The sequence below is a fragment of the Bordetella genomosp. 6 genome (genome assembly GCF_002119705.1).
Taxonomy (GTDB): Bacteria; Pseudomonadota; Gammaproteobacteria; order Burkholderiales; family Burkholderiaceae_B; genus Bordetella; species Bordetella bronchiseptica_F.
Genome location: NZ_CP021107.1, coordinates 93,643 through 117,359 on the forward strand (window position 1 = coordinate 93,643; position 23,717 = coordinate 117,359).

The 23,717-nt window shown below is 67.6% G+C and carries 25 protein-coding genes and 1 tRNA gene; 4 read left to right on the forward strand and 22 right to left on the reverse strand.

From position 1 onward, the window contains the following. Positions 1–32 precede the first annotated feature (32 nt). The 5 genes from CAL11_RS00410 to CAL11_RS00430 all read right to left on the reverse strand — a co-directional run bounded on the left by CAL11_RS00410 (position 33) and on the right by CAL11_RS00430 (position 6,085). Positions 33–1,637, reverse strand: coding sequence for an ABC transporter substrate-binding protein (locus CAL11_RS00410; RefSeq protein WP_033468359.1), 1,605 nt, complete (start codon positions 1,635–1,637; stop codon positions 33–35). Positions 1,638–1,972: 335 nt separating this feature from the next. After that, complete coding sequence (locus CAL11_RS00415) at positions 1,973–3,355, reverse strand: GTPase/DUF3482 domain-containing protein (RefSeq protein WP_033468357.1); 1,383 nt, start codon at positions 3,353–3,355, stop codon at positions 1,973–1,975. Beyond that, a complete protein-coding gene (locus CAL11_RS00420; protein ID WP_086091809.1) occupies positions 3,348–4,757 on the reverse strand; it encodes a DUF2868 domain-containing protein in 1,410 nt (469 codons plus the stop codon). The genes CAL11_RS00415 and CAL11_RS00420 overlap by 8 nt, the downstream gene beginning before the upstream one ends. Continuing rightward, the gene (locus tag CAL11_RS00425) at positions 4,735–5,109 is read right to left on the reverse strand and encodes a YkvA family protein (protein WP_003815873.1); all 375 of its coding nucleotides are present in this window, start codon (positions 5,107–5,109) and stop codon (positions 4,735–4,737) included. The genes CAL11_RS00420 and CAL11_RS00425 overlap by 23 nt, the downstream gene beginning before the upstream one ends. 82 nt (positions 5,110–5,191) lie before the next feature. Continuing rightward, the gene (locus tag CAL11_RS00430) at positions 5,192–6,085 is read right to left on the reverse strand and encodes a helix-turn-helix domain-containing protein (protein ID WP_033468351.1); all 894 of its coding nucleotides are present in this window, start codon (positions 6,083–6,085) and stop codon (positions 5,192–5,194) included. 140 nt (positions 6,086–6,225) lie between these two features. On the opposite strand from CAL11_RS00430, the gene CAL11_RS00435 reads away from it, so the two are divergent. Next, complete coding sequence (locus tag CAL11_RS00435; protein ID WP_086091810.1) at positions 6,226–7,107, forward strand: DMT family transporter; 882 nt, start codon at positions 6,226–6,228, stop codon at positions 7,105–7,107. Positions 7,108–7,167: 60 nt separating this feature from the next. Here CAL11_RS00435 and CAL11_RS00440 read toward each other — a convergent pair. The 16 genes from CAL11_RS00440 to CAL11_RS00515 all read right to left on the reverse strand — a co-directional run bounded on the left by CAL11_RS00440 (position 7,168) and on the right by CAL11_RS00515 (position 20,030). Next, positions 7,168–7,243, reverse strand: a tRNA-Asn gene (locus CAL11_RS00440). 55 nt (positions 7,244–7,298) lie between these two features. Beyond that, on the reverse strand, positions 7,299–8,318 hold the full coding sequence (ptlH, locus tag CAL11_RS00445) for a type IV secretion system protein PtlH (protein WP_086091811.1): 1,020 nt from the start codon (positions 8,316–8,318) through the stop codon (positions 7,299–7,301). After that, entirely contained in the window at positions 8,311–9,447 is a 1,137-nt protein-coding gene (gene ptlG / locus CAL11_RS00450; protein WP_086091812.1) for a VirB10 family type IV secretion system protein PtlG, read from the reverse strand. The genes ptlH and ptlG overlap by 8 nt, the downstream gene beginning before the upstream one ends. Then, the gene (gene ptlF, locus CAL11_RS00455; protein WP_086091813.1) at positions 9,428–10,246 is read right to left on the reverse strand and encodes a type IV secretion system protein PtlF; all 819 of its coding nucleotides are present in this window, start codon (positions 10,244–10,246) and stop codon (positions 9,428–9,430) included. Before ptlF ends, ptlG begins: the two co-directional genes overlap by 20 nt. Beyond that, on the reverse strand, positions 10,243–10,944 hold the full coding sequence (gene ptlE, locus CAL11_RS00460; RefSeq protein ID WP_086091814.1) for a type IV secretion system peptidoglycanase PtlE: 702 nt from the start codon (positions 10,942–10,944) through the stop codon (positions 10,243–10,245). Before ptlE ends, ptlF begins: the two co-directional genes overlap by 4 nt. Beyond that, on the reverse strand, positions 10,923–11,108 hold the full coding sequence (ptlI, locus tag CAL11_RS00465) for a type IV secretion system protein PtlI (RefSeq protein WP_033468337.1): 186 nt from the start codon (positions 11,106–11,108) through the stop codon (positions 10,923–10,925). The genes ptlE and ptlI overlap by 22 nt, the downstream gene beginning before the upstream one ends. Further along, positions 11,105–12,484, reverse strand: coding sequence for a type IV secretion system protein (locus CAL11_RS00470; RefSeq protein ID WP_086094486.1), 1,380 nt, complete (start codon positions 12,482–12,484; stop codon positions 11,105–11,107). Before CAL11_RS00470 ends, ptlI begins: the two co-directional genes overlap by 4 nt. Positions 12,485–12,491: 7 nt before the next feature. Then, the gene (ptlC, locus tag CAL11_RS00475) at positions 12,492–14,969 is read right to left on the reverse strand and encodes a type IV secretion system protein PtlC (RefSeq protein WP_086091815.1); all 2,478 of its coding nucleotides are present in this window, start codon (positions 14,967–14,969) and stop codon (positions 12,492–12,494) included. Continuing rightward, positions 14,966–15,280 carry a type IV secretion system protein VirB3 gene (locus CAL11_RS00480; protein WP_086091816.1) on the reverse strand — a complete coding sequence of 105 codons (315 nt, stop codon included), beginning with the start codon at positions 15,278–15,280 and terminating at the stop codon, positions 14,966–14,968. The genes ptlC and CAL11_RS00480 overlap by 4 nt, the downstream gene beginning before the upstream one ends. 18 nt (positions 15,281–15,298) lie before the next feature. Then, complete coding sequence (ptlA, locus tag CAL11_RS00485) at positions 15,299–15,607, reverse strand: type IV secretion system protein PtlA (protein WP_086091817.1); 309 nt, start codon at positions 15,605–15,607, stop codon at positions 15,299–15,301. A gap of 55 nt (positions 15,608–15,662) precedes the next feature. Beyond that, positions 15,663–16,346: a pertussis toxin binding subunit S3 gene (gene ptxC, locus CAL11_RS00490; protein ID WP_086091818.1), complete on the reverse strand. Its 684-nt coding sequence runs from the start codon at positions 16,344–16,346 to the stop codon at positions 15,663–15,665. An 82-nt stretch (positions 16,347–16,428) separates the two neighbouring features. Beyond that, positions 16,429–16,791, reverse strand: a complete 363-nt coding sequence (ptxE, locus tag CAL11_RS00495; RefSeq protein WP_086091819.1) for a pertussis toxin binding subunit S5 — start codon at positions 16,789–16,791, stop codon at positions 16,429–16,431. A gap of 11 nt (positions 16,792–16,802) precedes the next feature. Continuing rightward, positions 16,803–17,261 carry a Pertussis toxin subunit 4 gene (gene ptxD / locus CAL11_RS00500; protein ID WP_086091820.1) on the reverse strand — a complete coding sequence of 153 codons (459 nt, stop codon included), beginning with the start codon at positions 17,259–17,261 and terminating at the stop codon, positions 16,803–16,805. Next, complete coding sequence (ptxB, locus tag CAL11_RS00505) at positions 17,255–17,935, reverse strand: pertussis toxin binding subunit S2 (RefSeq protein WP_086091821.1); 681 nt, start codon at positions 17,933–17,935, stop codon at positions 17,255–17,257. The genes ptxD and ptxB overlap by 7 nt, the downstream gene beginning before the upstream one ends. 39 nt (positions 17,936–17,974) lie before the next feature. Beyond that, positions 17,975–18,784 (reverse strand): pertussis toxin ADP-ribosyltransferase subunit S1, encoded by an 810-nt coding sequence (ptxA, locus tag CAL11_RS00510; RefSeq protein WP_086091822.1) that lies wholly within the window; start codon positions 18,782–18,784, stop codon positions 17,975–17,977. Between the two features lie 268 nt (positions 18,785–19,052). Then, entirely contained in the window at positions 19,053–20,030 is a 978-nt protein-coding gene (locus tag CAL11_RS00515) for a Bug family tripartite tricarboxylate transporter substrate binding protein (protein ID WP_086091823.1), read from the reverse strand. 256 nt (positions 20,031–20,286) lie between these two features. Here CAL11_RS00515 and CAL11_RS00520 point away from each other — a divergent pair, with 256 nt between their 5' ends. From CAL11_RS00520 to CAL11_RS00530, 3 genes are read left to right on the forward strand one after another with little or no spacing between them, the layout of a single operon-like run. Next, positions 20,287–21,204, forward strand: a complete 918-nt coding sequence (locus tag CAL11_RS00520) for a reductase (protein WP_033468312.1) — start codon at positions 20,287–20,289, stop codon at positions 21,202–21,204. After that, on the forward strand, positions 21,201–21,449 hold the full coding sequence (locus tag CAL11_RS00525; protein ID WP_033468310.1) for a glutaredoxin family protein: 249 nt from the start codon (positions 21,201–21,203) through the stop codon (positions 21,447–21,449). Before CAL11_RS00520 ends, CAL11_RS00525 begins: the two co-directional genes overlap by 4 nt. Continuing rightward, complete coding sequence (locus CAL11_RS00530) at positions 21,446–22,651, forward strand: CaiB/BaiF CoA transferase family protein (RefSeq protein ID WP_033468308.1); 1,206 nt, start codon at positions 21,446–21,448, stop codon at positions 22,649–22,651. The genes CAL11_RS00525 and CAL11_RS00530 overlap by 4 nt, the downstream gene beginning before the upstream one ends. Before the next feature lie 68 nt (positions 22,652–22,719). Here CAL11_RS00530 and CAL11_RS00535 read toward each other — a convergent pair whose 3' ends face one another. After that, on the reverse strand, positions 22,720–23,715 hold the full coding sequence (locus CAL11_RS00535) for a tripartite tricarboxylate transporter substrate binding protein (protein WP_086091824.1): 996 nt from the start codon (positions 23,713–23,715) through the stop codon (positions 22,720–22,722). Between the last annotated feature and the right edge of the window lie 2 nt (positions 23,716–23,717).

Here is a 23,717-nt window from a genome sequence, read left to right on the forward strand (position 1 = left end):
GCGGACCGTCATGGCCCGCGCCGGTCCTCACGTTATGGCATCACGACGTTGCGCAGGTCCAGCACGTCGTCGGCGCGCTGGATCAGCTTGATGTTGTCTTTCACGCCCCAGGACATCGGCTGCTGGTGCAGCGGCAGGTAGCCGTATTCCTTGCGCACGATCTCGAAGGCTTCCTTGATCATGGCATCGCGCTTGGCCTGGTCCGTCTCCACGCCGATCTGCGCGGTCAGCTCGTCGACCTTCTTGTTGCAATAGCCGCCCAGGTTGAATTGCCCCGCGGCCGTCTTGGCGTCGCGGCAGGCCGCCAGGTTGAGCAGCGCGTTGTGCGCGTCGATCGAGCTTGGCGTCCAGCCCAGCATGTACATGCTGGTCTGGTTGCCCGCCTGCAGCAGGATCTTGCCGAAGTACTTCGACTTGGTCTGCGCCAGCAGGTTGATCTTGATGCCCACGCGCGCCAGCATGCCGGCCACCGCCTGGCAGACCTTCTCGTCGTTGACGTAGCGGTCGTTGGGGCAATCCAGCGTCACCGTGAAGCCCTTGGGATAGCCCGCCTCGGCCAGCAGCTTCTTGGCGCGCTCGACATCCGGCTTGATGGGTGCGCCGAACGAGTCGTCATAGCCGTTGATGGCGGTGGCGATCAGCGAGCCCAGCGGCTTGGCCGCGCCGCGCATGATCTTGTCGTTGATGGCCTTGGTATCGACCGCCAGCACCACCGCCTCGCGCACGCGGGCATCCTTGAACGGATTCTTGCCCTTGATGTCGGAGAACAGCAGTTCGTCGCGCGCCTGGTCCATGCCGATGAAAATGGCGCGCGCCTCGGGCGCGGTCAGCGGCTTGACCCCCGGCGCATCGTCCAGGCGCTTCCAGTCCTGCACGGGAACCGGCTGCACCAGGTCCATCTCGCCGGAGATCAGGGCCGCCACGCGCGTGGCTTCCTGCGAGATGGGCTGGAAGATCACCTCGTCGATATTGGTCTTGATGTTCTTGTCCCAGTAGCCGTCGAAGCGCTTGAGGACCGTCTTCACATCGGGCTGGCGCTCGGTGACCATGAAGGGGCCGGTGCCGTTGGTGTGCAGGTTGGCGTAATTGCCCTGGTTGTCGCCCTTGACGTTGGTGGCCTCGGTGGTCTTGTTCTTTTCCGACCACGACTTGCTCATGATGTACAGGAACACCCATTCGCGCGGCAGGATGGGGTTGGGCGTGGCCGTGATGACCTCGATGGTGTGGTCGTCGATCTTGCGGATCTCGGAGGCCTTGGCGCCGTAGCCCTTCATGTCGGAGCCCGGCGTCAGGCTGCGCTTCCACGAGAAGATCACGTCGTCGGCGGTGAACGGCGAGCCGTCGTGGAACTTGACGCCCTTGCGCAGCTTGAACACCCACTTGGTCGGTTCGGTGTTCTCCCAGCTTTCGGCCAGCAGCGGCACCAGCTTCAGCTCGCCGTCGTAGCCGGCCAGCGTCTCGTAGATATTGCCCTGGAAGCCGAGCGTGAAGGTTTCGTTCAACGCCATTGGATCCATCGACGTCGCGTCGCCCTGGTACGACCAGCGGAAAGTCTTGGCGTTGGCCGTGGCCGACAGGCCGGCCGCGGCGATGGCCAGCGCCAGTGCCGTGTGCTTGATGAATGGAGAAATACGCATAGCCCTCGTGCTCCGTGTGCGGCGCGCGGTGTGCGCCGGAAGTGACAGGGCCCCGGTCGTTGGGTAAGGCGGCCGGGGTAAGGCGTACTGCTTAGTGAGGCGAAAGGCGGCGGGAAGATTGCGGCGCGGCGCGACGGGCGCTGGTACGCAAAGCAAGCAGGCACATCAGAACGCGGGACTTCGGTTTCACGATGGACCAGCTCCCAGGGAGTGTCGATGCAGCGGCCGCCCTACGCGGCGTAGTCGAATCTTATAGACGCCATCGTTTAAGCGTCAATCTTTTTGGATTGGGGTTATCACCCGGTAGCGCGCCGGCGTGGCGCGGACGGCGGGGATCAGGCGTCGCCGGCTTGCGCCAGTTGCCGCGCGAGTTGCGCGACGACGCGCTTGCGGCGCTCGTCTTCCTGGTAGCGATCGCCCAGCGCGGACCATTCCGGCCGGCTGCGCGCTTCTTTCAGGCCGTCGGGCATCGGACCGCTCTGCCAGGCGCGGTCGTCGGGCCGCTGCAGCCGCACCGGCGTGCGCGCCGCGTGCCCGCGCCGCTCCAGGGCTTCGATCAGCTGGCGCTGGCGTACCGCCAGCAGGCGCACGATGGGATCGTCGACGCTGAGTTCGCGATAGCCGCGCAGCTTGCCCGCCACGCGCTTGCCCAGCCGTTCCACGCCCTGCCACAGGCCGCCGGCCGCCGCGCCGATCAGCATGCCGGTGCCCAGGCTCAGGCCGGCGCTGAGCAGGTCGACCGCGGCGCCGGCCATGGCGCCGGCGGCCATGCCTACGCCAAGCTGAACGCCCATGTCCTTGAGCGCCTGCGGGTGGAACAGGTCCATGCCCCAGCGTTCGCCCTGCAGTGGCAGCTCGGCGCCGTCGTAGTCGTCGCGGTGGAAGTTGTACAGCGCCAGCAAGGCGTCGACGCAGGCCTGCTCGCGCCGCCGGACCTGCTCGCGCAGCGCGGCGGCCGCTTCCTGCAGCGAGGCCTCGTCGCCCGGGCTGGACACATGCAGTGCCGCGACGTCGACCAGCAGGTCGGCGACCAGGCCGCAGGCGGCCTGGCGGCGTTGTTCGCGCTGCAGCGCCAGCGCCTGGGCCAGGCGTTGCAGCATCGCCGCGTGACGGTCCAGCAGCGCCGCCAGCCGCGCATAGAGTTGCGCCTCGCCATCCAGCGGCGGTGCGACCGTGTCGAACTCCAGCACCGCGTGCAGGCCCAGGCGGGCCATGGCGTCGCGCCATTGGCCGGCGCGGTGCTCGGGCGCATTGACGAAATTCAGCACCGGCAGGAGCGGCCGCGCGCACGATGCCAGGATGGCGAGTTCGTCGCGATGCTTGCCCAGCACCGGGTCGCGCGCATCGATGACATACAGGCCGGCGTCGCATTCGAGCAGTTTGCGCAGCACGCGCGCTTCCTGCTCGAAACGCCGGTGCGCCTCGGGCGATTCGAGAAAGCGGCGCACGCGCGCCGGTCCGTCGAGCCGCTCGCCGGGCGCCTGCAGGCGCTCGAGGTATTCCAGCAAGGCGATGCTGTCTTCCATGCCGGGCGTGTCGAACCATTCGATCGAGGCCGCATTGTCGATGGCCAGGCGCGCGCCTTCGACGTGGCGCGTCGTGCCGGGCTGATCCGCCACTTCGCCGAAATCGGGATTGCGCGTCAGCGTGCGCAGCAGCGAAGTCTTGCCGGTGTTGGTGTGGCCGACGACGGCGATGCGCAGCGCGGCCTCAGCCATGGGCGGCCTCCAGCCATTGCAAGGGATGGTCGGCGTCGCGCAGGATGGCTGCCTCGGGCAGTCCGGCGTCGAGCAGGCGCGCCTGCCACAACGAACCGCGTCCCTGTTCGGCGCCGGCCGCGCCGGCATGCAGCAGCCATACGCGAGTCTGCGCGGCCTTGTCGGAGAGTTCGGCCAGCAGGGCCAGCGTGCCGCGGTCCGGCGTCTGGCGTGCGTCGCAGGCGATCAGCAGGCGTGAGGCCGCGCTGCGCGCCAGCGCGTCGAGCAAGGCGCCGCGCTGTTCGCGGGTATCGAGGTTGCCGGCGTCGAATACGCTGGCTGGCAGGCCGGCCGGCGGCCATGGCTGGTCGGGCGCCAGCTCCAGGGCGGCCAGCACAGGCCGGTTGGCCAGGTCGGGCAGCGTCTGCGCGGCGACCATGCGCGGCGCATGCAGGGGGTCGGCTGGCCGGTCGATGCCGGTGGATTGAGCCGGCGGAAGCAGGCGGTCGCGCAGGACGGCATAGCCGGGCAGGCTGGTGTCCAGGCGCAGCCCGCGCAGGGCTCGCGCGGCCATGGCCAGGCAGTACAGCGCGGCCAGCAGGCGCGGCGCGATGCCATAGCAGACCAGGGCGCCCAGCAGCCAGATCGACCATTGCACCTGCGCGGTGGCGGGCAGGGCCTGCGCGCCGTCGCTGGCGCGCACCAGCGCGGCGTCGGGCAGCGCGAAGCCCAACTGGCCCGGCAGCCAGCCCAGCGCCTGGGTCAGGCTCACGAAGGTCTCGGGCTGCAGCAGCGTGGTGGCCCACACGAAGCGGTAGCTGGCGGTCGAGAGCACGATCAGCAAGGTGGCCAGCGCCGCGCACAAGGCGGCCAGCCACAGGATGTGGCTGACAGCGCCGAGCAGCCAGCGCAGGGCGCCGGCGCGCGCCAGCAAATCGAGCAGCGCCTGCGGGATCAGGGCCGCGTCGGGGCCGCGCGCCAGCTTGCGCGTGGCCCACAGCCAGATGCCGCCCAGCCCCGCCGCGCGGGGGCGCAATGCGAAGCTGGCCAGCCACAGGACGAAGGTCAGCGCATGCAGACCCAGCAGCGCACCCAGCGCCCACAGCACGTTGACCGGCCGCGCACCCGAGCCCAGCGCGCCCAGCGCGGCGCCGATGCCGGCCAGCAGGGCGGCGACGGCCAGCACCACGAAAGTCAGCGCGGCGCCCTGGCGCCAGTGGACCAGCAGATCCTGCAGGCCCTCGCGGCGGCCCAGCGCCTGGGCCCGCGCCAGGATGCGCAGCGTGAAGTCGGGCGCCAACTGGCGCGCCTGGCGCACGGCGTCGGCGTCTTCGAGGGGGCCCCAGTGTTCTTCGCGCAGGCGGACGGTTTCGGCCAGCCAGACGGCCGACCGGTGCGTGCTACCCGTTGCCGGCGGCGTCATTGGCGGCGGGGCCCAGCCATTGATCGAGTTTGCCGCGCGCCTGCGCCTTGACATCGTCGGTGATGGCAAAGGCGACCGTGGCCAGCGCGGCGGTCATGACGCCGAGGTCGTCGGTGTACCCCACCAGCGGCGCCAGGTCGGGGATGGCGTCCAGCGGCAGCACGAAGTAGCCCAGCGCGCCGTATATGACGCGGCGCGCCCACTTGGGGGTGGCGGGGTTTTGCACGGCGAAGTACAGCCACAGCGCCTTTTCGAGCGCCTGGCGGCCCGCGCCAGCGGCATGGCCGCGCAGTTTGCGCCAGAAGCGCCGGTCGGAATAGGCGTGTTCGTAAGCAGAGGTGGCAATAGGCATATCGTCTCCCGGACAGGGTGGGCGCGGCGGGCCGCGCCTACGGGCGATGTCCGTATTTTAGACTGTCCGGGGGGCCAGGGGTTCAATGGGCCAGCGCGCTGGCCCGATACTGGCCGGGGGTGGCGGCGGTGGCCTGGCGGAACACCCTGCTCAAGTGGCTGGCGCTGCCGAACCCGCTGGCCTGCGCCACGGCGTCCAGCCCCGCCTGGCCGGGGGCGCGCAGCAGGGCCCGGGCCCGCGCCAGCCGCCGGGCCTGCACCCAGAGGTGCGGCGGAACGCCGAACGAAACATGGAACATGCGGGCGAAATGGTAGGTGGACAGGGCCGCCTGGGCGGCCAGCCGCTCCAGCGTCAGCGGCTCGTGCAGATGGGCCTCGATGTAGTCGCGCACCCGCCGCCGCACCGCCGGCGCCAGCCCGCCGCGCGCCGGCATGCCGGCGCGCCGTCCGGTGCCCTGGATCAGCAGATGGTGCAGCACGGTCTCGGAGGCCGCGCTGGCGGCCAGGCGCTGCGAAGGATCGGTCCAGTCGGCGTCCAGCAGGACGCGGCAGGCCTGGCGCAGCGCCGGATCCTGGATATAGGTGCGGTCGCGCAAGGCCAGTTCGCGCGGTTCGCAGTCCAGCCGCCAGACCGCTTCGCGCGCCAGCCGCTGCGGCGCGATGTACAGGTGCAGGAACCGCACCGTGTCGTTCATGTTCCAGCGCGAGCGGTGCTCGGAGGGCAGGACGCAGAACTTGCCCGCGCCGCCATAGCCGTCGTTGCCGACCCGGAACGACTTTTCGCCGCCATGCAGGTACAGGGACAAGGTGTGATGGCCGGGATGGTCGTAGTCGACCACTTCGTGGCCGCCGCGGCGCCATTGTGCCGCGGCCACGCCATCGCCCAGCGTGACGGCGCGCTCCAGCCGCGCCGTGCCGACGCCTGCCAGGGTGCGAAAGACCGAAAAACCGGCCGGATCGGATGCGGCGAGACTCATGCGCCCTATGCTACGCCATAGTCCGGGCGCCGGCGCGCGTCCCGGCAAAGAAGCGCAAGATCCGGCAATCGCGCCGGCCGCGCCTGGCGCATACTTGCGGGCGCCGTCCGCTCCGGCGGCGTCCTGTCCTGCCCACTATCGTGAACCTGACCCTGTACCTGCTCACCGTGCTCATCTGGGGCACGACCTGGATCGCCATCAAGCTGCAGCTTGGCGTGGTGGCCATCCCCGTTTCCATCTTCTACCGCTTCGCGCTGGCCGCGCTGATCATGATGGCGGCGCTGGCGCTGCTGCGCAAATTGCAGAAGCTGGACCTGCGCGGCCACCTGCTGTGCCTGGGCCAGGGGCTGTTCCTGTTCTGCCTGAATTTCCTGTGCTTCTACGCGGCCACGCAATGGATTCCCAGCGGCCTGGTCTCGGTCGTGTTCTCGGCCGCCACGATCTGGAATGCGGTGAACGCGCGCCTGTGGTTCGGCACGCCCATCGCGCCGCGCGTCATGCTGGGAGGCGCCTGTGGCCTGGCCGGCCTGCTGCTGCTGTTCTGGCCCGAGCTGGCCGGCCACGCCGCCGAGGCCGGTACGCTCAAGGGGCTGGGCCTGGCCCTGCTGGGCACGCTGTGCTTTTCCACCGGCAACATGCTGTCGGCCGCCCAGCAGCGCGCCGGCATCCGGCCGCTGACCGGCAACGCCTACAGCATGACCTATGGCGCGCTGATCCTGCTGGCGGGCACGCTGGCGGCCGGCGTGCCGTTCGCGTTCGACCCCTCGCCCACCTATGTGGGCGCCCTGTTGTTCCTGGCCGTGCCGGGCTCCATCGTCGGTTTCACCGCGTACCTGACGCTGGTCGGGCGCATGGGGCCGGCGCGTGCGGCCTATTGCACGGTGCTGTTCCCGGTGGTGGCGCTGACCATCTCCACTTTCGTCGAGGGCTATCGCTGGACGCCGCAGGCGCTGGGCGGCCTGGCGCTGGTCATGCTGGGCAACGTGCTGGTGTTCGCGCGCTGGCGCGCCCGGGCGGCCTGACGGGCGCCGGCGTCCGCGCAGCAAAAAGCCCGGTTCGCGTGAACCGGGCTTTCTGGAATCTGGCTCCCCGAGCTGGGCTCGAACCAGCGACCTGCGGATTAACAGTCCGTCGCTCTACCGACTGAGCTATCGGGGAAAAGGTAGAGGGGCGCAATTATGCACGAAAATCGCGAAGCGTGCAGATGGCCCGCTCATGGAGCCGGCAGGGCGTCCCGATACCAGATATCGGCGATCCGCCGCCGGGCCCCCTGCCCGGCTCGGCGCTCCACCACCACGATGATATCGACCACGGATTCGACCAGCGAGCGCAGCGCGGCATAGGGAAGCGCCTGGCAATTCGGGTGCTGCATGCACATCAGCGTCAACCGCTGCAATGCCATGGCGGCATTGGCGGCATGGCAGGTGCTGATGCCGCCGCTGTGTCCGGACGCGCATGCCTGGATGAAGTCGAACGCCTCTCCCCCGCGCAGTTCCGAGAGCAGGATGCGCGTGGGCGCCATGCGCAACGCCGCGCGCAACAGCTCGGAAGCCGACACGCAGGCCTGCGTGCCGTGTGTCGGGTGGCCGTACAGCAGGTGCACATGGTTGGTGGCGGGGTCCAGCCGCAGTTCGCGCACGTCTTCGATCGTGACGATACGCTCGTGCGGCGGAATTTCCGCGCCCAGCGCGTTCATCAGGGTTGTCTTGCCCGTGCCCGTCTGGCCGGCGACGAGTATGGCCTTGCTCGCGCGCACGGCCTGGCGCAGGAAGTCGTTCCACGCGCCGCACCGCCACAGGCCGCGCAACGGGTCCGGCGGCGCCTGTCCGGCGTCCGCGGCCATGGGCGGCTCGTGCGCATCGCGCAACAGTTCCGCCAGCGGCCAGATGCGCCGGGCGGGCTTGCGGATGGTCAGCGACAGCGTACCGGGCTCGCACGCCGGCGGTATGACGATCTGTACCCGTTCGCCGTCCGGCAGGGAGGCTGCCAGCAGGGGGTGCTCCGGGCAGATGTCGCGGTCGCAGAACCGGGCCGTCGCGGTAGCCAGGGCATGCAAGTGATCGAGCGTGAGCGCGTCCGACGCGTCGCGCTTCCAGCCGTCCTGGTCTTCATACCAGATATGCCCGGGGCGGTTCACACAGATTTCCGCCACGTCCGGCCTGTCCAGCCAGGGGCGCAGCGCCGCGAGGTGAAAGTCGACCGATGCCTGCCGGCTCGGCGCGGCATCATTCATTCGTCCTCCTGAGTATGGAGAAATCCAATGGACGGGCGACCAGGATGCCGATCTGGTCGCCATGGTTCTTGTAGAGCGTGGGCGGGATGTTGATCGTGTTGCTCAGGGCGCTGGCGGCCAGCGAGTTCATCGTTCCCGCGGCGGTAAGGTTCACGTTCACGCCGTGGCGCGCATCGGTGGCGCGCGCCAGCATGTACGAGGCGGCATCGCCCAGTACGCTCAGCAGCAGGGCGCCGCCGAAACGCTGCGCGAATTTGTCGTCCACCACGCCGGCCAGTCCCGCGGCGCCCGTTCCGTCCACGGCCGGCGATGCCAGCTCCATCGTGAATCCGGATGGCATGAACAGCCGGTTCCAGGTGACGTAGATGCGTTGCGACCCCTGCGCCAGGTCGGCGCGGTATTCGCCCACCACTGTCGTGCCACGCGGCACCAGGACGCGCTTGCCGCTGGCGCTGTAGACATCCCGCGACACGATGCAGGTCGTCAGCCCCGGAACGTTGGTGACGATCTGGGTCTGCAGGATGCAATCGATAAACGTGCCGGGCAGCAGCCGGTAATCGCGGTCCCCGGAATGGATTGCGTGGCTGACGTTCCTGCCGATGAGGGTGGCCGCATCCGCGGACACGCCGTCGTCCGCCATGCGCGCTTGCTCGGTTTGTCCAAGGCGCGCGGCCGTGGCGACCATCATGGCCGGGCCGGACTTGAGTGCCGCGCCGTCGCGCCGCGGCGCCGGTTGATCGTAGTCGTACGGCGCGCGGATTGGCGAGGGCGGGACGGGCGGCGCCGGCTCCGGCTCCGGCTCCGGCTGCGGCGGGACCGGGTCGGGAGCCGCCGGCATTGCCGGAAGCGGCGCCGGCTCGGGTTCGCGTGGGTGGACCGGGAATATGCGCCCCGGTGGCAGGGCCTGCCCTGCCGGCGCGACGGTCAGTGGCGCGGCGCGCGGCGGGGCGGCGCGGCTGCGCCATATCCCCGTTGCCAGCAGGCATGACAGGACCATGGCGGCAAGGGCGAACATCCAGCGTCGCGGACGCCAGCGCGCATGCGCGCCATTGGCGAAAACAGGGATTTCAGGGTCCGGCGGCCAAGCGTGCGCGTGGCCGCCGTCCGGACTAGAGGGCCGGTTCAGCATGGCATTCGAAGGCTGGGGACGCGGACGCATCGCCGTCCTGGTTGACGATCCGGATGACGCTGGCGCCGGATCGCAGCATCAGGACCGGCGCTACCCGGTGTATGACCAGTGATTGGTTGTCGACATGCAGGTTGACCAGGGTTTCCGTTCCGTCCGGCGCCACCGCGAATACGGCCGGAAACGGCTGACCCGGTCTGAACGTGAGCCAGGTATGCCGGCCGTCGTCGTATGCAGCGATGGGTGCGATGCCGTCCGACCCGTTTCCCACCTGCATGGCGTAGCGCCAGTTCAATGGGCCGGGGGAAACGGCCGGGCTGACGGAGCTGGCGCGGGATGCCGCCCGCGGCGCGGCCGGATAGCGGAACTGCAGGCGATAGGTCATGCGCGCGCGCTGCAGCGCCTGCGGTGTCGCCGCGTCCGCGCTGGCAAGCACCAGGTCGAAGTCGTAGAGCCGGCGGTCGGTCTTGACGAGCAGATTGGTATTCCACAATCCCGGCTCCGGCGCCTGCGCGGGCGAGCCCTGGGCGGGGAAGGATTTGGCCTTGATATACAGCACGTTGCCTTCCGGGCTGAACTGCCAGCCGTCGGCGAACCCCGCGGCGACGTCGATGATCTTTTCCTGCTCGCCGAACACCACTCGCGTCACGTAGCCGTTCCAGGCGCGCACCAGCACCACGTCGTCCGGACGGTACTGCACGGTCTGTATGCGGGCGTCCTGCTCGCCCGGCGTGGGTACCTGGAACGCATGCGCCGGGAGCGCCGCGGCCGCCATGACGATAACCATCGCCCGCGCCGTCATGGCTGTCCGGCCTCCGCGTCGACACGATAGCTGGTGACGGTAAAGCCCAGCGGATTGAGCCAGCGCTGGGCCTGGGTCAGCGCGCGCGGCTGATCGTAGGCGAACGCCACGGTCGCTACCCATATCGAGGATTCGGCGGGGCTCTGCCCGCCCGTGTCGCGCCGCGTCCGGACAAAGCGCACCGTGCCCACGCCCTTGCCATGGTCGATGGCGCTGAGGATCTTCACGGCCAAGGTCGTACCAGCGCCGTACTTGCGGTCCGGCGCATCGGGCGCCTCGTAGCCGGCTTCGTAATCGCGCCTGACGGCTGGCGCGGACAGCAGGCGCACGTAGTCGTAATCGTGCTGGATCGTGTGCCAATCGTAGCGTTCGCGCGCCGAGACATAGCGCGTCAGCCAGTACTGGTTCATCAAGGTGTCCGGCGTGAGACTGGCGGGTTCGAATTGCGTGACGACCGAGGCCGCGCCGCTGCTCTTTTCCACCTCGATCAGGTACGGAATGGTTGTCTTGAGCGGAAGCATTGTCGCGATGGCGATCAATGCCAGCACGGCCACGGCGAGCGCCGCCCACGCCACCGTCCACGCACGGCGTTCCGACTGCGCCAGCCGGTACAGGCGGGATGCTTCCCAGTCCACGACAGCCTCGGCATGCGGGCTGTCGTGCGCATCGCCAGGGGTCAGGGTGCGCGGGTCTGGCATGACGGTTCTCGCTCGGGGCCGGCGGTATTGATGGGAATCAGGGGCTTGCCGTCGGGATATGGCAGGCCGGGCGGCCCACCCGGGGCGCAGGCGGTCAGCGCGACGGGGGCGATGGCCAGGATGGCCCAGCGCAATAGCCTGGCGTTGGTGTGTGCGTGGATCATGGCAGGTTGGGTTTGCGGGGACGAACCCGTCGGTCGGGTGCCGGCGCAGGGCGGTCGTCGCGTCGCACCCTGGGCGGCGGCCTTCTCGCGCCGCCCAGGGCGTACTGCCGATAGGCGTGCGCCGGGGAGGATGGGGCCGGGCGGGCCGGCGTGGCCGCGGCTGCGTACGTACCGGCCTGGTGCGGCCCCGCGGCGGCTGCCGCGGCCAGAGAGGGGGCGTGATGGCGCGGGGCGGCCTGTCGATGAGTCTGCGCGAGCCCGCAATAATGGGCCGCGTCGGGCCACAGGCGGCGCCGCAGGCCCGCGTTGACGCTGCTTGCCAGCGGGACCAGGGCCAGCAGCATGAGTGTCGCCGTGGCGCATGGCGTTGCCGCCAGCATGGCCGAGCGCAGCGGGTCGGTGGCGAACCGCTGCGGCAGGCCGGCCGGCAAGGCGCCAGCCAGCGCATCGGACAGCAGGCCGACGGCCGGCGCGCCCAGCGCCATGAAGACGAGCGCGCCGGCCAGCGCGCCGAGCCAGGCGTTGGTCCAGCGCTGCAGCGCGGGAAACAGCAGCAGCACGAGAAAGAGCGGCCCCAGCGACAGCAGCAGCGTGACGATCAGGCCCGGCATGATCAGCAGGGCCGCCGCCAGGCAAAGCCAGCTTCCCGCGCTGACGGCCACGATCATGGCGCAGAGCAGCCAGTTGACGGCGCTGCCCGGGTTGGCGTCGTTGGCGGCCTGGCCGGCCAGTTGCGCGACCCAGCCCTGGGCCTGGGTGGCGAACTGGTCCAGTTGCGCGAGTCCGCCGCGCGCCGCCGCGCCGCCCGGCGCTATCCAGGGCCCGCTCAGCCAGCTCGCGACATCCTGGACGCCCGCCACCACGGTGGACAGGTAGCGGTCGGGAGACAGTGCCAGCGAGATCACGACCGCGGCCAGCAGGCCGTGCCGGATATGCCATTCGAATGGACGGTGGCGTCGCGCCAGCAGCGCGTAGCCGGTCAGCAACACCAGCAGCGTCGCCATGGTATAGGCCAGCGGCTGGAGCGCCCGCGTCAGCCGTACGATCGCGGCCTCCATCCGCCGGGGCGCCGCGCTGCGCAGCGCCCTGGAAAAATGGGAGAAGGCGGCCTCCAGGCCGGCACTGGCGGCCGCTTCCCACTGCTGCAGCGCCTGGGCGCGTTCGGCGTTGACACAATCCGGTTCACCGCGCCGGTGACCGGGGTCGTCGCGGCAGGCGGCGAGCAAGACGCCGCGCCGCGCCGGGTCATCGCGCAGCATCCGTACGCTAGCGTCGCCGGCAGGCCGCGCGGCCCCGCCCACGGACGCCTGGGCGGCTTGCCCGGCGAGCAGGCATGAAAGCGCGCCAATCAGCAGGATTCGTGGCAAGCTGGCCATGGCGGTTTCAGGCGAGACCGGCATTCGCGTCGCGTCGAAGCCGATGGAATAGCGCGATCCAGTCGTTTGGGCCGCGATCGCGCGCCAATGCCTGCGCTTGCTCGAAATGACGCAGGTTCCTGGCGTTGCCGGACAGGATGGCGAGCTCGTCGTCCATGCCGGAGAGATCGAGTTGCGCGACGACGGCCTGCTGGCCTTGCTTGACGAGAAAGAGATGGCTGTCCTCCGCCATCGAGCGGATCAACTGGTACTCGGTTTCGGTGCACTTGAAACCGTCCAGGTATTCGGCGCGGTCGGCCCTGGGGTTGGGCAGATAGATCTCGGTTGCGCATTGCTGTACCAGCGATGCGGCGACCGTCGCGCCAAGCAGGCTGCTTGGCATTTGGGTGGAGAAAACGCCCAGGCCGTTCTTCTTGCGTATGGTCAGCTGCTGGTCGCCGGCGAACTCGGCGAAGGCCGGGTCGTCGATCCATTTCCAGGCCTCGTCCATGAGATAGACAAAGCGCCGCCCATCCATGGCCTCGTTCATCCGATGCAGCAGGTACATCGAGATCGGTGTGCGCGTCTCGGCATTGTCCAGGAAGGCGGTGCCGTCGATGCCGTAGTTGCCGGGCCGGGAAAAATCGACCTGGTCGTCCGGGTTGTCGAACACCCACCAGAGCATGCCCGTGCCGCCGGCGCCGTCGTCGCGGCACCAGCGCCCCAGGCGCCTGACCAGTTCCCGCTGTTCGGCGCTGGCCTGGGTGATGTTCTGCAGCAGCGTGGACAGTCGCCGAAGCGGCGCCGGCATGCGCAGCACCGTGCGCAGGGCCGTGGCCAGCGCCGTATGCTGCATGGCCGTCAGCGGCGTGCCGTGCGCGCGCGCGAGCACCGCAAGCCAGGTGTCCAGGAACATGACGTTGCGGTCGGTGCAGGGCAGCTGCAGAGGATTGAAGCCGGTCGGCTCGCCGTCGCGTATCCGGAGATAGTGTCCATCGATGGCGCAGATGCAGATTTCCGCGCCCCGGTCCTTGTCGAAGAAAACCGTCGTCAGGCCATCGGCCCCTTCGGCGCGGAATTTCTGCAACTGGCAAAGCAGGAAGTTGAGCAGCACGGTCTTGCCGCTGCCCGATTGGCCGATGATGCGCGTGTTGCCCAGCATCATCTGGCCGCGGCAATCCTCGTCGGGCCTGGAGTGGTGGAAATTGAAATAGAACGGCTGGCCGGAGGGCGTTGACAGGATGCTGACGGCCTGGCCCCAGGGGTTGCCGTCGCGCTTGCCGCCGTAGAAGTCATGGAAACTGCACAATCCGGCGAAGTTCCTGCTGGTCAGCAGGGCCTTGCGCGGCCGGTACGTCCAATTGGCGGGCAGCTGGGCATAGAAGGCGGCATCCAGCGCCAGGGTCACCAGCGCGGCGAGAAAGCCACGCTCCTGGATGCGCGTCATGGCCGAACTGACGTCGCGTCGTAGTTGCCGGGGGTCGACGCCATGGATCATCATCGAGAAGTGATACTCGCCGATCACGAAATCGCCGTTGACCAGGGCGTCTTCGGCGTGCGAGAGATCGTCGATCTGCGAGTACGCGGCGTCCTGTACGTTGGCCAGCTGGGCGCGCTGCCGTTGCAGGTACGCCAGCGCCTGGCGCCTGCCGATCGCGCTGAATGAGTGCGTGATGACGTATTCATAATCCTCGTACAGCAGGGCGTTGAGCATCCCCGGCTCCGTGTGCGTGCCGTACTCCTTGAAGTCGATGAACTGCGCGTAGCGGCGGCAGGTCGGCGAGCGCAACTCCATCATTTCGGCGCCGACGAGGATCCGACTGGAACCGAGGTACGCATCCAGCGGCCCGGCCGGCACTCGCACCGGCTGCCAATGGCCGGTCAGCAGGAACTCGAACAGGGCAAGCGGCTGGGAATACTGCCGGCCCGCGTCGTCCGTGTCGCAGCCCAGTACGGTGACGGCCTGCTCATGCTCCGCGCCATGGCTGCGCAGCGTGGTTTCGATCAGGGCTCCGATCTCGTCCACGCGCCGCACATCGGCCAGCAGTTGGCGGCGGACATCGGCCTGGCCGCGAAATGCGCGTTTGCCGAACGCTCGGTGGTCGGGCCGATACACCAGGGTGAGGTAGAACTCGTTGGTCATCGCCCGCTGCGCGGCAAGCCGGGCGGCGTACGTGGCGTCGAGTGCGCGGCAGAAGGGATTGTCGTAGCGCGAATCGAGCCTGGCGTGCGTCCTGCGCCTGATGCAATGGACCCAAAGCGCGATGCGCTCGCCGGATATGGCGCGCCACAGGCCGTTGAGCTGTTCATGGCGCTGGGCGATGTGAGCGGGCTCGGCGCTTTCGAAGGCCGTGCCGCGCACGCGCCAGGTGCGCACGAGATCTCCTTCCCGGGTGGCCAGGGTGTCGGCGGTCAGGTGGCTGCTGTAGGGGATGAACGGGGCGATGGCGCGCTCCTTGTCCAGAAGGGCCGCGTATGCCGCACCGGCCAGGCGGCGCCGGATCATGGCACGCGGACGCGCCGACGGCGCGTGGTCATGCGTAGCGGCGCATAGGCGGCGCTGCGCCAGAAGGCATGGGTGCGGTCCAGGCTCAGCCAGCGCATGCGCAGGTAAAGCCAGATCAGGCGGAACTGCTGGTCATCGCGCCGGATCATGATTCGCATGGTCAGCAGCAACACGGGGAAAAGCGCCAGGAATGCAATGCTGATCCATACGCACAGCAGCGCGATGGCGCCGCTGCACAGCGCCAGGGGCGTGGCCGGCACGCCCAGCAGCATGGCGGGACGGGTGCATCCCTTGAAAAGTGGATCGCGCATGCTCGATACGCCCGGGGTTCAGGTCAGCAGATAACGGGCGATCTCGGCCGATGCGCCGATCAGCAGTCCCGCCAGCACCACCCGCACCACGTCCAGCACATCGGCGTGCCGGAACAGCAGCTTGTAGCCGGCCCAGATAATGGCGATGGTCACCGTGGCCACCGACGCGCCGCGCAGTACGACCACGATGCTCGCCATGAAGTCGTTGACGCGCTGCAGCCCGCCGCCGGCCTGGGCGAGGCCGGGCAGCGCGGCGGACAACAGGGCGCAGGCAGACATGAGGGCCAGGCGCGACAGCAGTGTTCTCCAGTCTTTCGATGTGTTCATTCGCGGTATCCGTCAAGGAAGGGCATGGGCAGGCGAACAGCTCCGAGCAGGCGGCTCAGCATATCGACGCCGCCGGGTTGCACAGGGAAATGCCGGTGAGGGCATAGGTCTGGAATGTGGCGTCTTCGTAGTCGTAATACTGTTCTTCCTTGCTGACGTGGACGCGTACGGCAAGGCCGGACATATAGATCATGTGCAGCAAGCGCCGCAGCACGTCGTACATGGCTCTGTACTTGCCTTCATACGGGCTGGTGCAGGCGCCGATGACCGGTTGGCCATTCCCGACGAAGACCGCGCACAGCCTGCTGTTGGTGCTGGCCAGCAGGCGTGTGGCCGTGACCTTGCTGTAGTAGTGATCTGCAGCCGGTTGCCCGGTCTTGTACATGGTCGCGATGCAGAAAGTTTCGCGATAAATGAACCCCGCGCCTGGCGGCGCGTCCTTGATGACGCCGCCGTACTCCTGGCCCAGGTACGTACCGTCATACAGACCGTATATGGACCAGCCGGGCGTTATCTGGCGCAGATACGTCTGCAATTCGGCGTTGCCGCGCAGTTCCGCCACGGTCAAGGCGCGGGTTCCGTTCGGGCAGCGTCCATAGGCGCCGCCCTGTTTGGTGAGCAGCGCCTTCGGCGGGATGACGATGCTCGGTGCGTTCGCCAGGGCCGTGCGGATGCCCGGGATGGCGAGCAGCAGAATGGGCAGAACGTGATGAAGCAGCTTCTTGCTGTTGATCGGCATGTTGCGGTGTTTCCGGAGTGAAACCAAGGCGGGAGGACATCTCAGGCGAATTGCACGGGCATGCGGAAACCTCCAGAAGAATTCATTCGCAATATCCGTTGAGCGGGCAGATCTGAAGTTCGAGCAGATCGGCGGGCATGCCCGGATACGGCGAGTCTTCGACCGTCAGCGCGATCCGGCTCTTGAGCGCGTACGCGGATATGGCAAAGCCAAGCATGGTGTCGAACCACGTGTCTTGCTCGTGTCCCGCGTCGGACAGGCACGCCCGGACCAGGCTTCTGCCCGGCATGAAGGCGGTCAGACAGAACTCCTGATTCCTGTCCTTCAGCTTCAAGGCCAGTTCCTGGACAGTGAAGTTCTTGTACAGATGGGTCGGCAGGCCGGCGAGCTCGGCCGGGCCGTATATGCCGAGCACGGACAACAGGATAGATGCGATGGTATGCATGGGGTTCGCCTTCAGGGGCAATCCTGCTTGCCGCTGCATTCGACCATCCGTATCAGTTCGAGCGCGGGCTTGCCTTCGAAAACGAGTTGCTTGGGACCCAGGAACATGCGCAGCGGCCGTTGTTGCATGAAGACGGCGCGCAACATGACTTCCATGGGACTGCTGCCGGAACGCTTTAGATCCTTGCCGAAGCAGAACGGCACGTGCGCGTCCGGGCTGCTGGCCGCGGCGCCCAGCTTGGCGGCGACGCCGCACACCAGCATGCGCGTCGGGGTCACTTCATACGGCTTCATGGCCACGCTGGTGACCACCATATTGGTCTTCACCAGCACATAAGGCACGTTGGCCAGGGCGGGGGAAGAATGCGTCATCGCGCCGGATGCCAGCATCGACGCCAGGGCGCGCATGCGCGCCCGTGTGGTGCCGCCTGGTATCGGGGCGGCGGCTGGGGCGGAGGATCGTTTCAGCATAAGGATGATCCAGGATTGCAGATGGAGATGCCGGTGAGGGCATAGGTTTCGAATGTTGCGTCTTCGTAGTCGTAGTACTGTTCTTCCTTGCTGACATGGACGCGTACGGAGATGCCGGCCACGTAGATCAGGTAAAGCATCTTCCGCAGCCGGCTGTACATGCTCCAATACTTGCCGTCATACGGGCTGGTGCAGGCGCCAATGACCGGTTGCCCGCTTCTGACGAAGACCGCGCATAGCCTGCTGTTGGTGCTGGCGAGCAGGCGCGTGGCGGTGACGTTGCTGTAGTAGTGATCCGTTGCGGGTTGACCCGTGTTGCGCGTGGTCATGATGCAGAACGTCGATTTCAGGTTGAATGCCCCGCCGGGCGTTCCGTCCTTGATCACGCCGCCATATTCGCCGCCGAGATAGGTGCCGTCGTAAAGCGCAAATATTGACCAGCCGCGCGTTACATGACGCAGGTATTCCTGCAGATCGCTGCTGCCGCGCAATTCCGCCACGGTCAGGGCGCGGGTCTTGTTCGCGCAGCGTCCATAGGGGCCGCCGTGATAGGTAATCTGTTCCTGCGGCGGAATGACGATGCCTGGCGTGGAGGCCCGCGCCACGTGAAATCCGAGGCAGGCCAAGGGCAGAACGGACAGGAAATGGCAGAGCGTCTTGCGGCTGATCGGCATGCTGTTGACTTACCGGAGTTGGACGGGGCTGGGCCAGGTCTAGAACGAATACGCGATGCTTTCGTAGTACACGAGAACCATCTCCTCGCCGGCGCGCTCGGACCAGGCTGCCATGGCCTCGGGGTTCTCGGCCTGCCGCGCCATGCAAGCACCCGTGATCGGCGCCATGCGCACCAATGTGCCGACGATCGACGCTGTGGACCTTCGCGATGTGTAGGGGTTGGGATTGGCGCGAGTCTGCTGGCTGACGTAGCGAGAGTTGGAATATTCCGTGGTCGTGGTCTCGCCGGTGATGCCGTTGTGATAGACGCGCGTTACCGTGCGGATGTTCTCGGGCGGAATGCGCCGGTGCGCCAGATATTCGCTCTGGTAGGTGGCCAGCGCGCCGGCGAGAATACGGCCGGCATTGTCGCCATAAGTGTCGACGTATTCGAAGTACGAACTGGCGGCGCCGTAGAAATTGTTGTCGGCGCGGATTTCGTAGATGTAGCCGATGAAGTGACCGGTGCCCCTGCCGGCGCGTTCGGCCTCGACCGCTTCCTGCATGCGATGTTCGAGATAGACTTCGGTATAGCGCCGGCTGCTGGTGGTGGAGACGAAAGCGCTGTTGCTGTTGCCGACCTGGCAGGAATGTCCGATCAGGTGTTCGACCACATTGTCGTTGCTTCCCCACGCCGTGAATCCGTTCTGGAACACGTCCTCGGGCGGGCGGGAGTCATAGCGGTATACGGTGGCGGGTGGGTCGTCGGCCCATGACGGCGAGGCCATCGGCGCGGTGGCGGCAAGTATCGCCAGATACGCCAGCCACTTTTTTTTCGCGGTTTGGCGAATTGCCCGCGTGCAACGCATCCCGTTCGCTCCCTCTGCGTTTCCCAGGCGCATATTTTGCGGATGGCCTCATGGCGCGAGGATCGGCAGGATCCGGACTGCGACCGGTACCATCGAGACGCCTTGCGACGAAGCGGCGTTGACGCCGCGTCGCATTGCAGCAGCGTAATGTGCGGAAGAATCGGAGGTTTCGTGCGACGCGTCCGCGCACGGGCCCGTGGATGGCACGCCAATACGGCCGCCGGATGATGGCGGCCAGGCGGCAACGGCGCGTTGGCCGTCTTTGCCGCTACTTCAGCTTGGCTCCTGTTTCGCGCACTACGCCGGCCCAGCGCTGGATCTCCTCGGCGATGAAGCCGCGGGTCTGCTCCGGCGTGGCGATCACCGGCGTGGCGCCCTGGGCGGCGAAGGCCTCGATGACCGCCTTGGACTGCAGCGCCTCGTTGATGTGGCGGTTGAGCAGGCCGATCACCCTGGCGTCGGTTCCCTTGGGGGCCATGACGGCGAACCATGGCGAGGCGACGAATTCGGGATAACCCAGCTCCGCCATGGTGGGGACGGCCGGGAAATGCGTCGAGCGCTCCGACGACAGGATGGCCAGCGCGCGCAGGCTGCCGGAGCGGATGTGCTCCAGCACCGCAGGCATGTTCTCGATATCGGCCGACACGACGCCGCCCAGCAGGTCCACCACGGCGGGACCCGATCCCTTGTAGGGAATCATGTTGATGTTGGTGCCGGTGCGCAGTTGGAACAGTTCGGTCAGCAGGTGCGCCTGCGAACCCAGCGCGTTGAGCGCGAACGTGACCTCGCCCGGCCTGGCCTTGCATTGGGTGATGAGCGCGTCCAGGCTGTCCAGCTTGAGCTTGGGGTTGGTGACCAGCACCAGGGGCACGTCGCCCACCATCGACACCGGCACGAGGTCCTCGAGCACCTTGTACGGGATGCTGGGCATCAGGCTCAGGCCCACCGCCAGCGGCGCCGACGACGACAGCAATATGGTGTAGCCGTCGGCGGCCGCCTTGGCGGTGGCGTCGGTGCCGATCACGCCGCCGGCGCCGGCACGGTTCTGCACCACGACGGGTTGGCCCAGCGAATCCTGCAGCGTGCGGGCCAGCACGCGCGCCATCGCGTCGGTGCTGCCGCCGGGCGGAAACGGCACGATCATCTGGATCGGCCGGGCGGGATAGGTTTCGGCCGCGACAGGCGCCGCGATGCCCGCCGCGGCGATGAAAATGCCGATCACGGCGAGCAGCCTGATCATGTTCATGGAAGTCTCCTCGGGTCGTCGCCTGCGCGAACTTTTATATGGCCATGGGCCTTGTGGTCCGGTGCCGGTCCGCGCCGCATCGCGCGCCGTCGACCGCCTGCATCCGGTCGAAATCAGTATCTGGCATTGCCCTCGCGCCCGCAACGGCGGTCAGCGGATAAGCGTCTATCTTTCTCATACTGAAATCTTGGCGCCGGCAAGGATTTGGTATGCGAACGCTAGCCGGGCGCCGTCTTGACACCGTCGGGCGGCAATCGTGAACATGGTTGCTCAACGCCAGGAGCCATGCATGGGAACGCCCGTTCGCTATATCGACAAGACCCGCGATTACTATCTGTCCCAGGGATACGAAAAACCGTATCAATGGGCGCAGTACGACGACGTGCCGTTCACCCCGCTGGGCAAGCCGCTGTCCGAATGCCGTGTCACGCTGATTTCCACCAGCGAGATCTCCATCGCCGGAGACGCGCAGCCCGAGGATGAAACCCGCATGGGTATCGTCGGCGGCACCTACACCATCCCGTCCAGCCTGCCGGCCAGCCAGCTCTACAGTCCGTCGCGCAGTTTCGACCAGGCCGCCACCACCCTGGAAGACGTGGACGCCTTCTTTCCCACCACGCATCTGCATGCGGCCGTGCAGGCCGGACGCATCGCGGGGGTGACGGAACGGTTCCACGGCGTATTCAACGCCTACAGCCAGCGCCGCACGCGCGAGCGCGATGCGCCGCTCGTGCTGGAGCGCTGCAAGGAGGATGGCGCGGACGTGGCCATCCTGGTGCCGGTCTGCCCGGTCTGTCACCAGACCATCAGCCTGGTCAGCCGCCATCTCGAGGCCAACGGCATCCCGACCGTCATCCTGGCGGCGGCGCGCGACATCGTCGAGCACGTCGGCGTCGCACGTGTCGTGCATACCGATTTCCCGCTGGGCAATCCGTGCGGCGAGCCCGGCAACGCCGCCCAGCAGCGCGAGATCCTCGAATACGGTTTCCAGTTGCTCGAACGCGCCTTCCTGCCGCGCACCACCGTGCAGTCGCCCATGCGCTGGTCGGCCGGCGAGGCCTGGAAGGAGCTGGTGTTCACGCCCGAGCAACCCTGGAAAAGCGGCGAAACCGAACAGGACTGGCTGCGCAAGAAAGAGCTCTACAAGAAACTCAAACAGGAAGGCAAGGTGTGACCATGGCCCGCGAAATCGTTGTGTACGCCACGCCGTTCTGCGCGCCATGCGAACGGCTCAAGAAGTTCCTGCAGGAAAGGCAGGTGCCGTTCAGGTCGGTGGACCTGATGATGGATGAAGAAGCCGCCGAGAAGCTGGAGGACCTCGGCATCCGGTCCTCGCCGGTGCTTGAGGTGGACGGCCACTATTACCACGGCGGACAGTTGCAGCCCGACACCTTGGCCGCGCTGCTGGGCCTGCCATGAAAGGGCCGCTGGATGGCGTGAGAATCATCGACCTGACGACGGTGCTGATGGGGCCGTTCGCGACCCAGATGCTGGGAGACATGGGCGCCGACGTCATCAAGATCGAGGCGCCCCATGGAGACGTGTCGCGCCAGATATGGCCCTATCGCCATCCCGGCATGGGCCATATGTTCATGAACGTCAATCGCAACAAGCGCTCGGTGGTGCTCGACCTCAAGCGCGCGCAGGCGCGCGAGGCCCTGTTCGCGCTGCTGGCCGGGGCCGATGCGCTGATCTACAACATCCGGCCGCGCGCCATGGCGCGCATCGGGCTTTCGTACGACGAGGTGGCGCGGCACAACCCCCGCCTGCTGTACGTAGGCGCGTTCGGCTACAGCCAGCGCGGGCCCTATGCCGCCAGGCCCGCCTACGAAGACCTGATCCAGGGTGCGGTCGGCCTGCCGCATCTGTTCCAGCGCCAGGGCTCGCAGTGGCCCCACTACGCGCCGATCAACCTGGCCGACCGCACCGTGGGCCTGCAGATCGTCAATGCGGTGTGCGCGGGCCTGTTCTGCCGCGAGCGTACCGGCCAGGGGCAGCGCATCGATGTGCCGATGTTCGAGGCCATGCTCGCGCTGGTCATGGGCGAGCACCTGGGCGGCGCCGGTTTCGAGCCGCCGGTCGACGGGCTCGGGTACAACCGCATCCTGACAGCGGACCGCCGGCCGTTCGCCACCCGCGACGGCCATATCTGCGTGCTCATCTACAACGACAAGCAATGGCAGGAGTTCTGCCTGCTGATCGGACGTCCGGAACTGGCCGCCGATCCGCGCTACGCGACCGCGGCCAGCCGCAGCCAGCAATATTCCGAGATCAACGGCCTGCTCGCGTCGGAGTTCGCGCGGCGCGATACGCAGGACTGGATAGCGGCGTTCGAGGCGGCCGACATTCCGGTGCAGAAGATGAACGACCTGCAGGACATCCTGGACGATCCGCACCTGAATGCCATCGGTTATTTCCAGGAACACCCTCATCCCACCGAGGGCACGATACGCACGACCGCGCCGCCGGTCGAATGGTCGGGCACGCCCGGCGGGTATCGCCGCCATGCGCCGCAGCTGGGCGAGCACACGCTCGAGGTATTGCGCGAAGCCGGCATCGGCCAGGGAGATATCGATGCGCTGCTTGCCAGCGGCGCCGCGCGGTGCGCCGCGCCCGGCTGAGCGTCTGCTCGGCCATCACCGGCCCGGGTGCCAGTCCCCGCGGGGACTGGCACCCGACGACCCGGATCTCAGTCGAAGCTCATGTTCCGCTTGCGCGTGAACGCCAGCCATTTGTCATAGTCGCTGCGTTCGAAATCGCGTAGCGCCTGCGGGCTGCTGGCCACCACTTCGACGCTGAGCTTGCGCAGCTTCTGTTCGATCTCCGGATCCCGCAGCACGGTGACGAAGGCCTGGTTCAGGCGTTGGATCTCGGCGGCCGGCGTCGCCGCCGGCACGTAGATGCCGACCCAGGAATAGGCCTCGAACCCCGGGAACCCCGATTCCTGCAACGTGGGTACGTCCGGCAATTCGGGCAGGCGCTTGGCGCCTGTCACGGCCAGCGGCTTGATGCGCCCTTCCTGGATGAAGTTGCGCAAGGCGCCATAGGAAAAGAAGCCGTAGGCCACCTCTCCGCTGCGGATCGCGGTGGTGGCCGGGCCGCCGCCGGCGTAGGGGACGTGGACGATATCGACCCCCGCGGTCGCGTTGAGCAATTCGGCGTGCAGGCGGTTCGAGCTGCCCACGCCGATCGAGGCGAAGTTGTACTTGCCGGGGTTGCGCCTGGCCAGCTCCAGCAGGCCTTGCAGGTTGTCCACCGGCAGGCCGCCCCACGCGCCCATGATGAGCGGCATGCGCACCATCAGGGTCACCGGGGCAAAGTCGCGGAAGATGTCGTATGGCAGGTCCTTCATCGCGATCGAATTGATCGTATGCGAGTCCCACGACAGGAACAGCGTATGGCCATCAGGCTCGGACTTGGCCACGTAGCTGGTTGCCACGACACCGCCGGCGCCCGGGCGATTGCTGATGACCACGGTCTGGCCCAGCGCTTCCGAAAGGCGCGGCTGGATCAGCCGCGCGATGAGGTCGGTGACGCCGCCCGGGGCGAACGGAATCACAAGCTGGACGGCGCGGCCCGGGGGATTCGCGGGCGCTGCCGCGGCGGCCGCGCACGACAGGCCCAGCGCGGCGGCCAGCCCCAGGCGTGCAGTCGTTGCATAGATCTTCTGGAGGATCCTGGACATGC

What these genes read in the sequence shown, in the direction of transcription:
- CAL11_RS00425 (WP_003815873.1), bottom strand. Translation starts at nt 5,109, where the DNA reads ATGCCTATTGCCACCTCTGCTTACGAACACGCCTATTCCGACCGGCGC.
- CAL11_RS00530 (WP_033468308.1), top strand. Translation starts at nt 21,446, where the DNA reads ATGAAAGGGCCGCTGGATGGCGTGAGAATCATCGACCTGACGACGGTG.
- CAL11_RS00535 (WP_086091824.1), bottom strand. Translation starts at nt 23,715, where the DNA reads ATGTCCAGGATCCTCCAGAAGATCTATGCAACGACTGCACGCCTGGGG.
- CAL11_RS00470 (WP_086094486.1), bottom strand. Translation starts at nt 12,484, where the DNA reads ATGGCCAGCTTGCCACGAATCCTGCTGATTGGCGCGCTTTCATGCCTG.
- CAL11_RS00480 (WP_086091816.1), bottom strand. Translation starts at nt 15,280, where the DNA reads ATGCGCGATCCACTTTTCAAGGGATGCACCCGTCCCGCCATGCTGCTG.
- ptlE (WP_086091814.1), bottom strand. Translation starts at nt 10,944, where the DNA reads ATGCCAGACCCGCGCACCCTGACCCCTGGCGATGCGCACGACAGCCCG.
- ptxD (WP_086091820.1), bottom strand. Translation starts at nt 17,261, where the DNA reads ATGCTGAAACGATCCTCCGCCCCAGCCGCCGCCCCGATACCAGGCGGC.
- CAL11_RS00420 (WP_086091809.1), bottom strand. Translation starts at nt 4,757, where the DNA reads ATGACGCCGCCGGCAACGGGTAGCACGCACCGGTCGGCCGTCTGGCTG.
- ptlG (WP_086091812.1), bottom strand. Translation starts at nt 9,447, where the DNA reads ATGCTGAACCGGCCCTCTAGTCCGGACGGCGGCCACGCGCACGCTTGG.
- ptxC (WP_086091818.1), bottom strand. Translation starts at nt 16,346, where the DNA reads ATGCCGATCAACAGCAAGAAGCTGCTTCATCACGTTCTGCCCATTCTG.
- ptlC (WP_086091815.1), bottom strand. Translation starts at nt 14,969, where the DNA reads ATGATCCGGCGCCGCCTGGCCGGTGCGGCATACGCGGCCCTTCTGGAC.
- ptlH (WP_086091811.1), bottom strand. Translation starts at nt 8,318, where the DNA reads ATGAATGATGCCGCGCCGAGCCGGCAGGCATCGGTCGACTTTCACCTC.
- ptxB (WP_086091821.1), bottom strand. Translation starts at nt 17,935, where the DNA reads ATGCCGATCAGCCGCAAGACGCTCTGCCATTTCCTGTCCGTTCTGCCC.
- CAL11_RS00515 (WP_086091823.1), bottom strand. Translation starts at nt 20,030, where the DNA reads ATGAACATGATCAGGCTGCTCGCCGTGATCGGCATTTTCATCGCCGCG.
- CAL11_RS00415 (WP_033468357.1), bottom strand. Translation starts at nt 3,355, where the DNA reads ATGGCTGAGGCCGCGCTGCGCATCGCCGTCGTCGGCCACACCAACACC.
- ptlI (WP_033468337.1), bottom strand. Translation starts at nt 11,108, where the DNA reads ATGATCCACGCACACACCAACGCCAGGCTATTGCGCTGGGCCATCCTG.
- ptxE (WP_086091819.1), bottom strand. Translation starts at nt 16,791, where the DNA reads ATGCATACCATCGCATCTATCCTGTTGTCCGTGCTCGGCATATACGGC.
- ptlF (WP_086091813.1), bottom strand. Translation starts at nt 10,246, where the DNA reads ATGACGGCGCGGGCGATGGTTATCGTCATGGCGGCCGCGGCGCTCCCG.
- CAL11_RS00430 (WP_033468351.1), bottom strand. Translation starts at nt 6,085, where the DNA reads ATGAGTCTCGCCGCATCCGATCCGGCCGGTTTTTCGGTCTTTCGCACC.
- CAL11_RS00410 (WP_033468359.1), bottom strand. Translation starts at nt 1,637, where the DNA reads ATGCGTATTTCTCCATTCATCAAGCACACGGCACTGGCGCTGGCCATC.
- ptxA (WP_086091822.1), bottom strand. Translation starts at nt 18,784, where the DNA reads ATGCGTTGCACGCGGGCAATTCGCCAAACCGCGAAAAAAAAGTGGCTG.
- ptlA (WP_086091817.1), bottom strand. Translation starts at nt 15,607, where the DNA reads ATGAACACATCGAAAGACTGGAGAACACTGCTGTCGCGCCTGGCCCTC.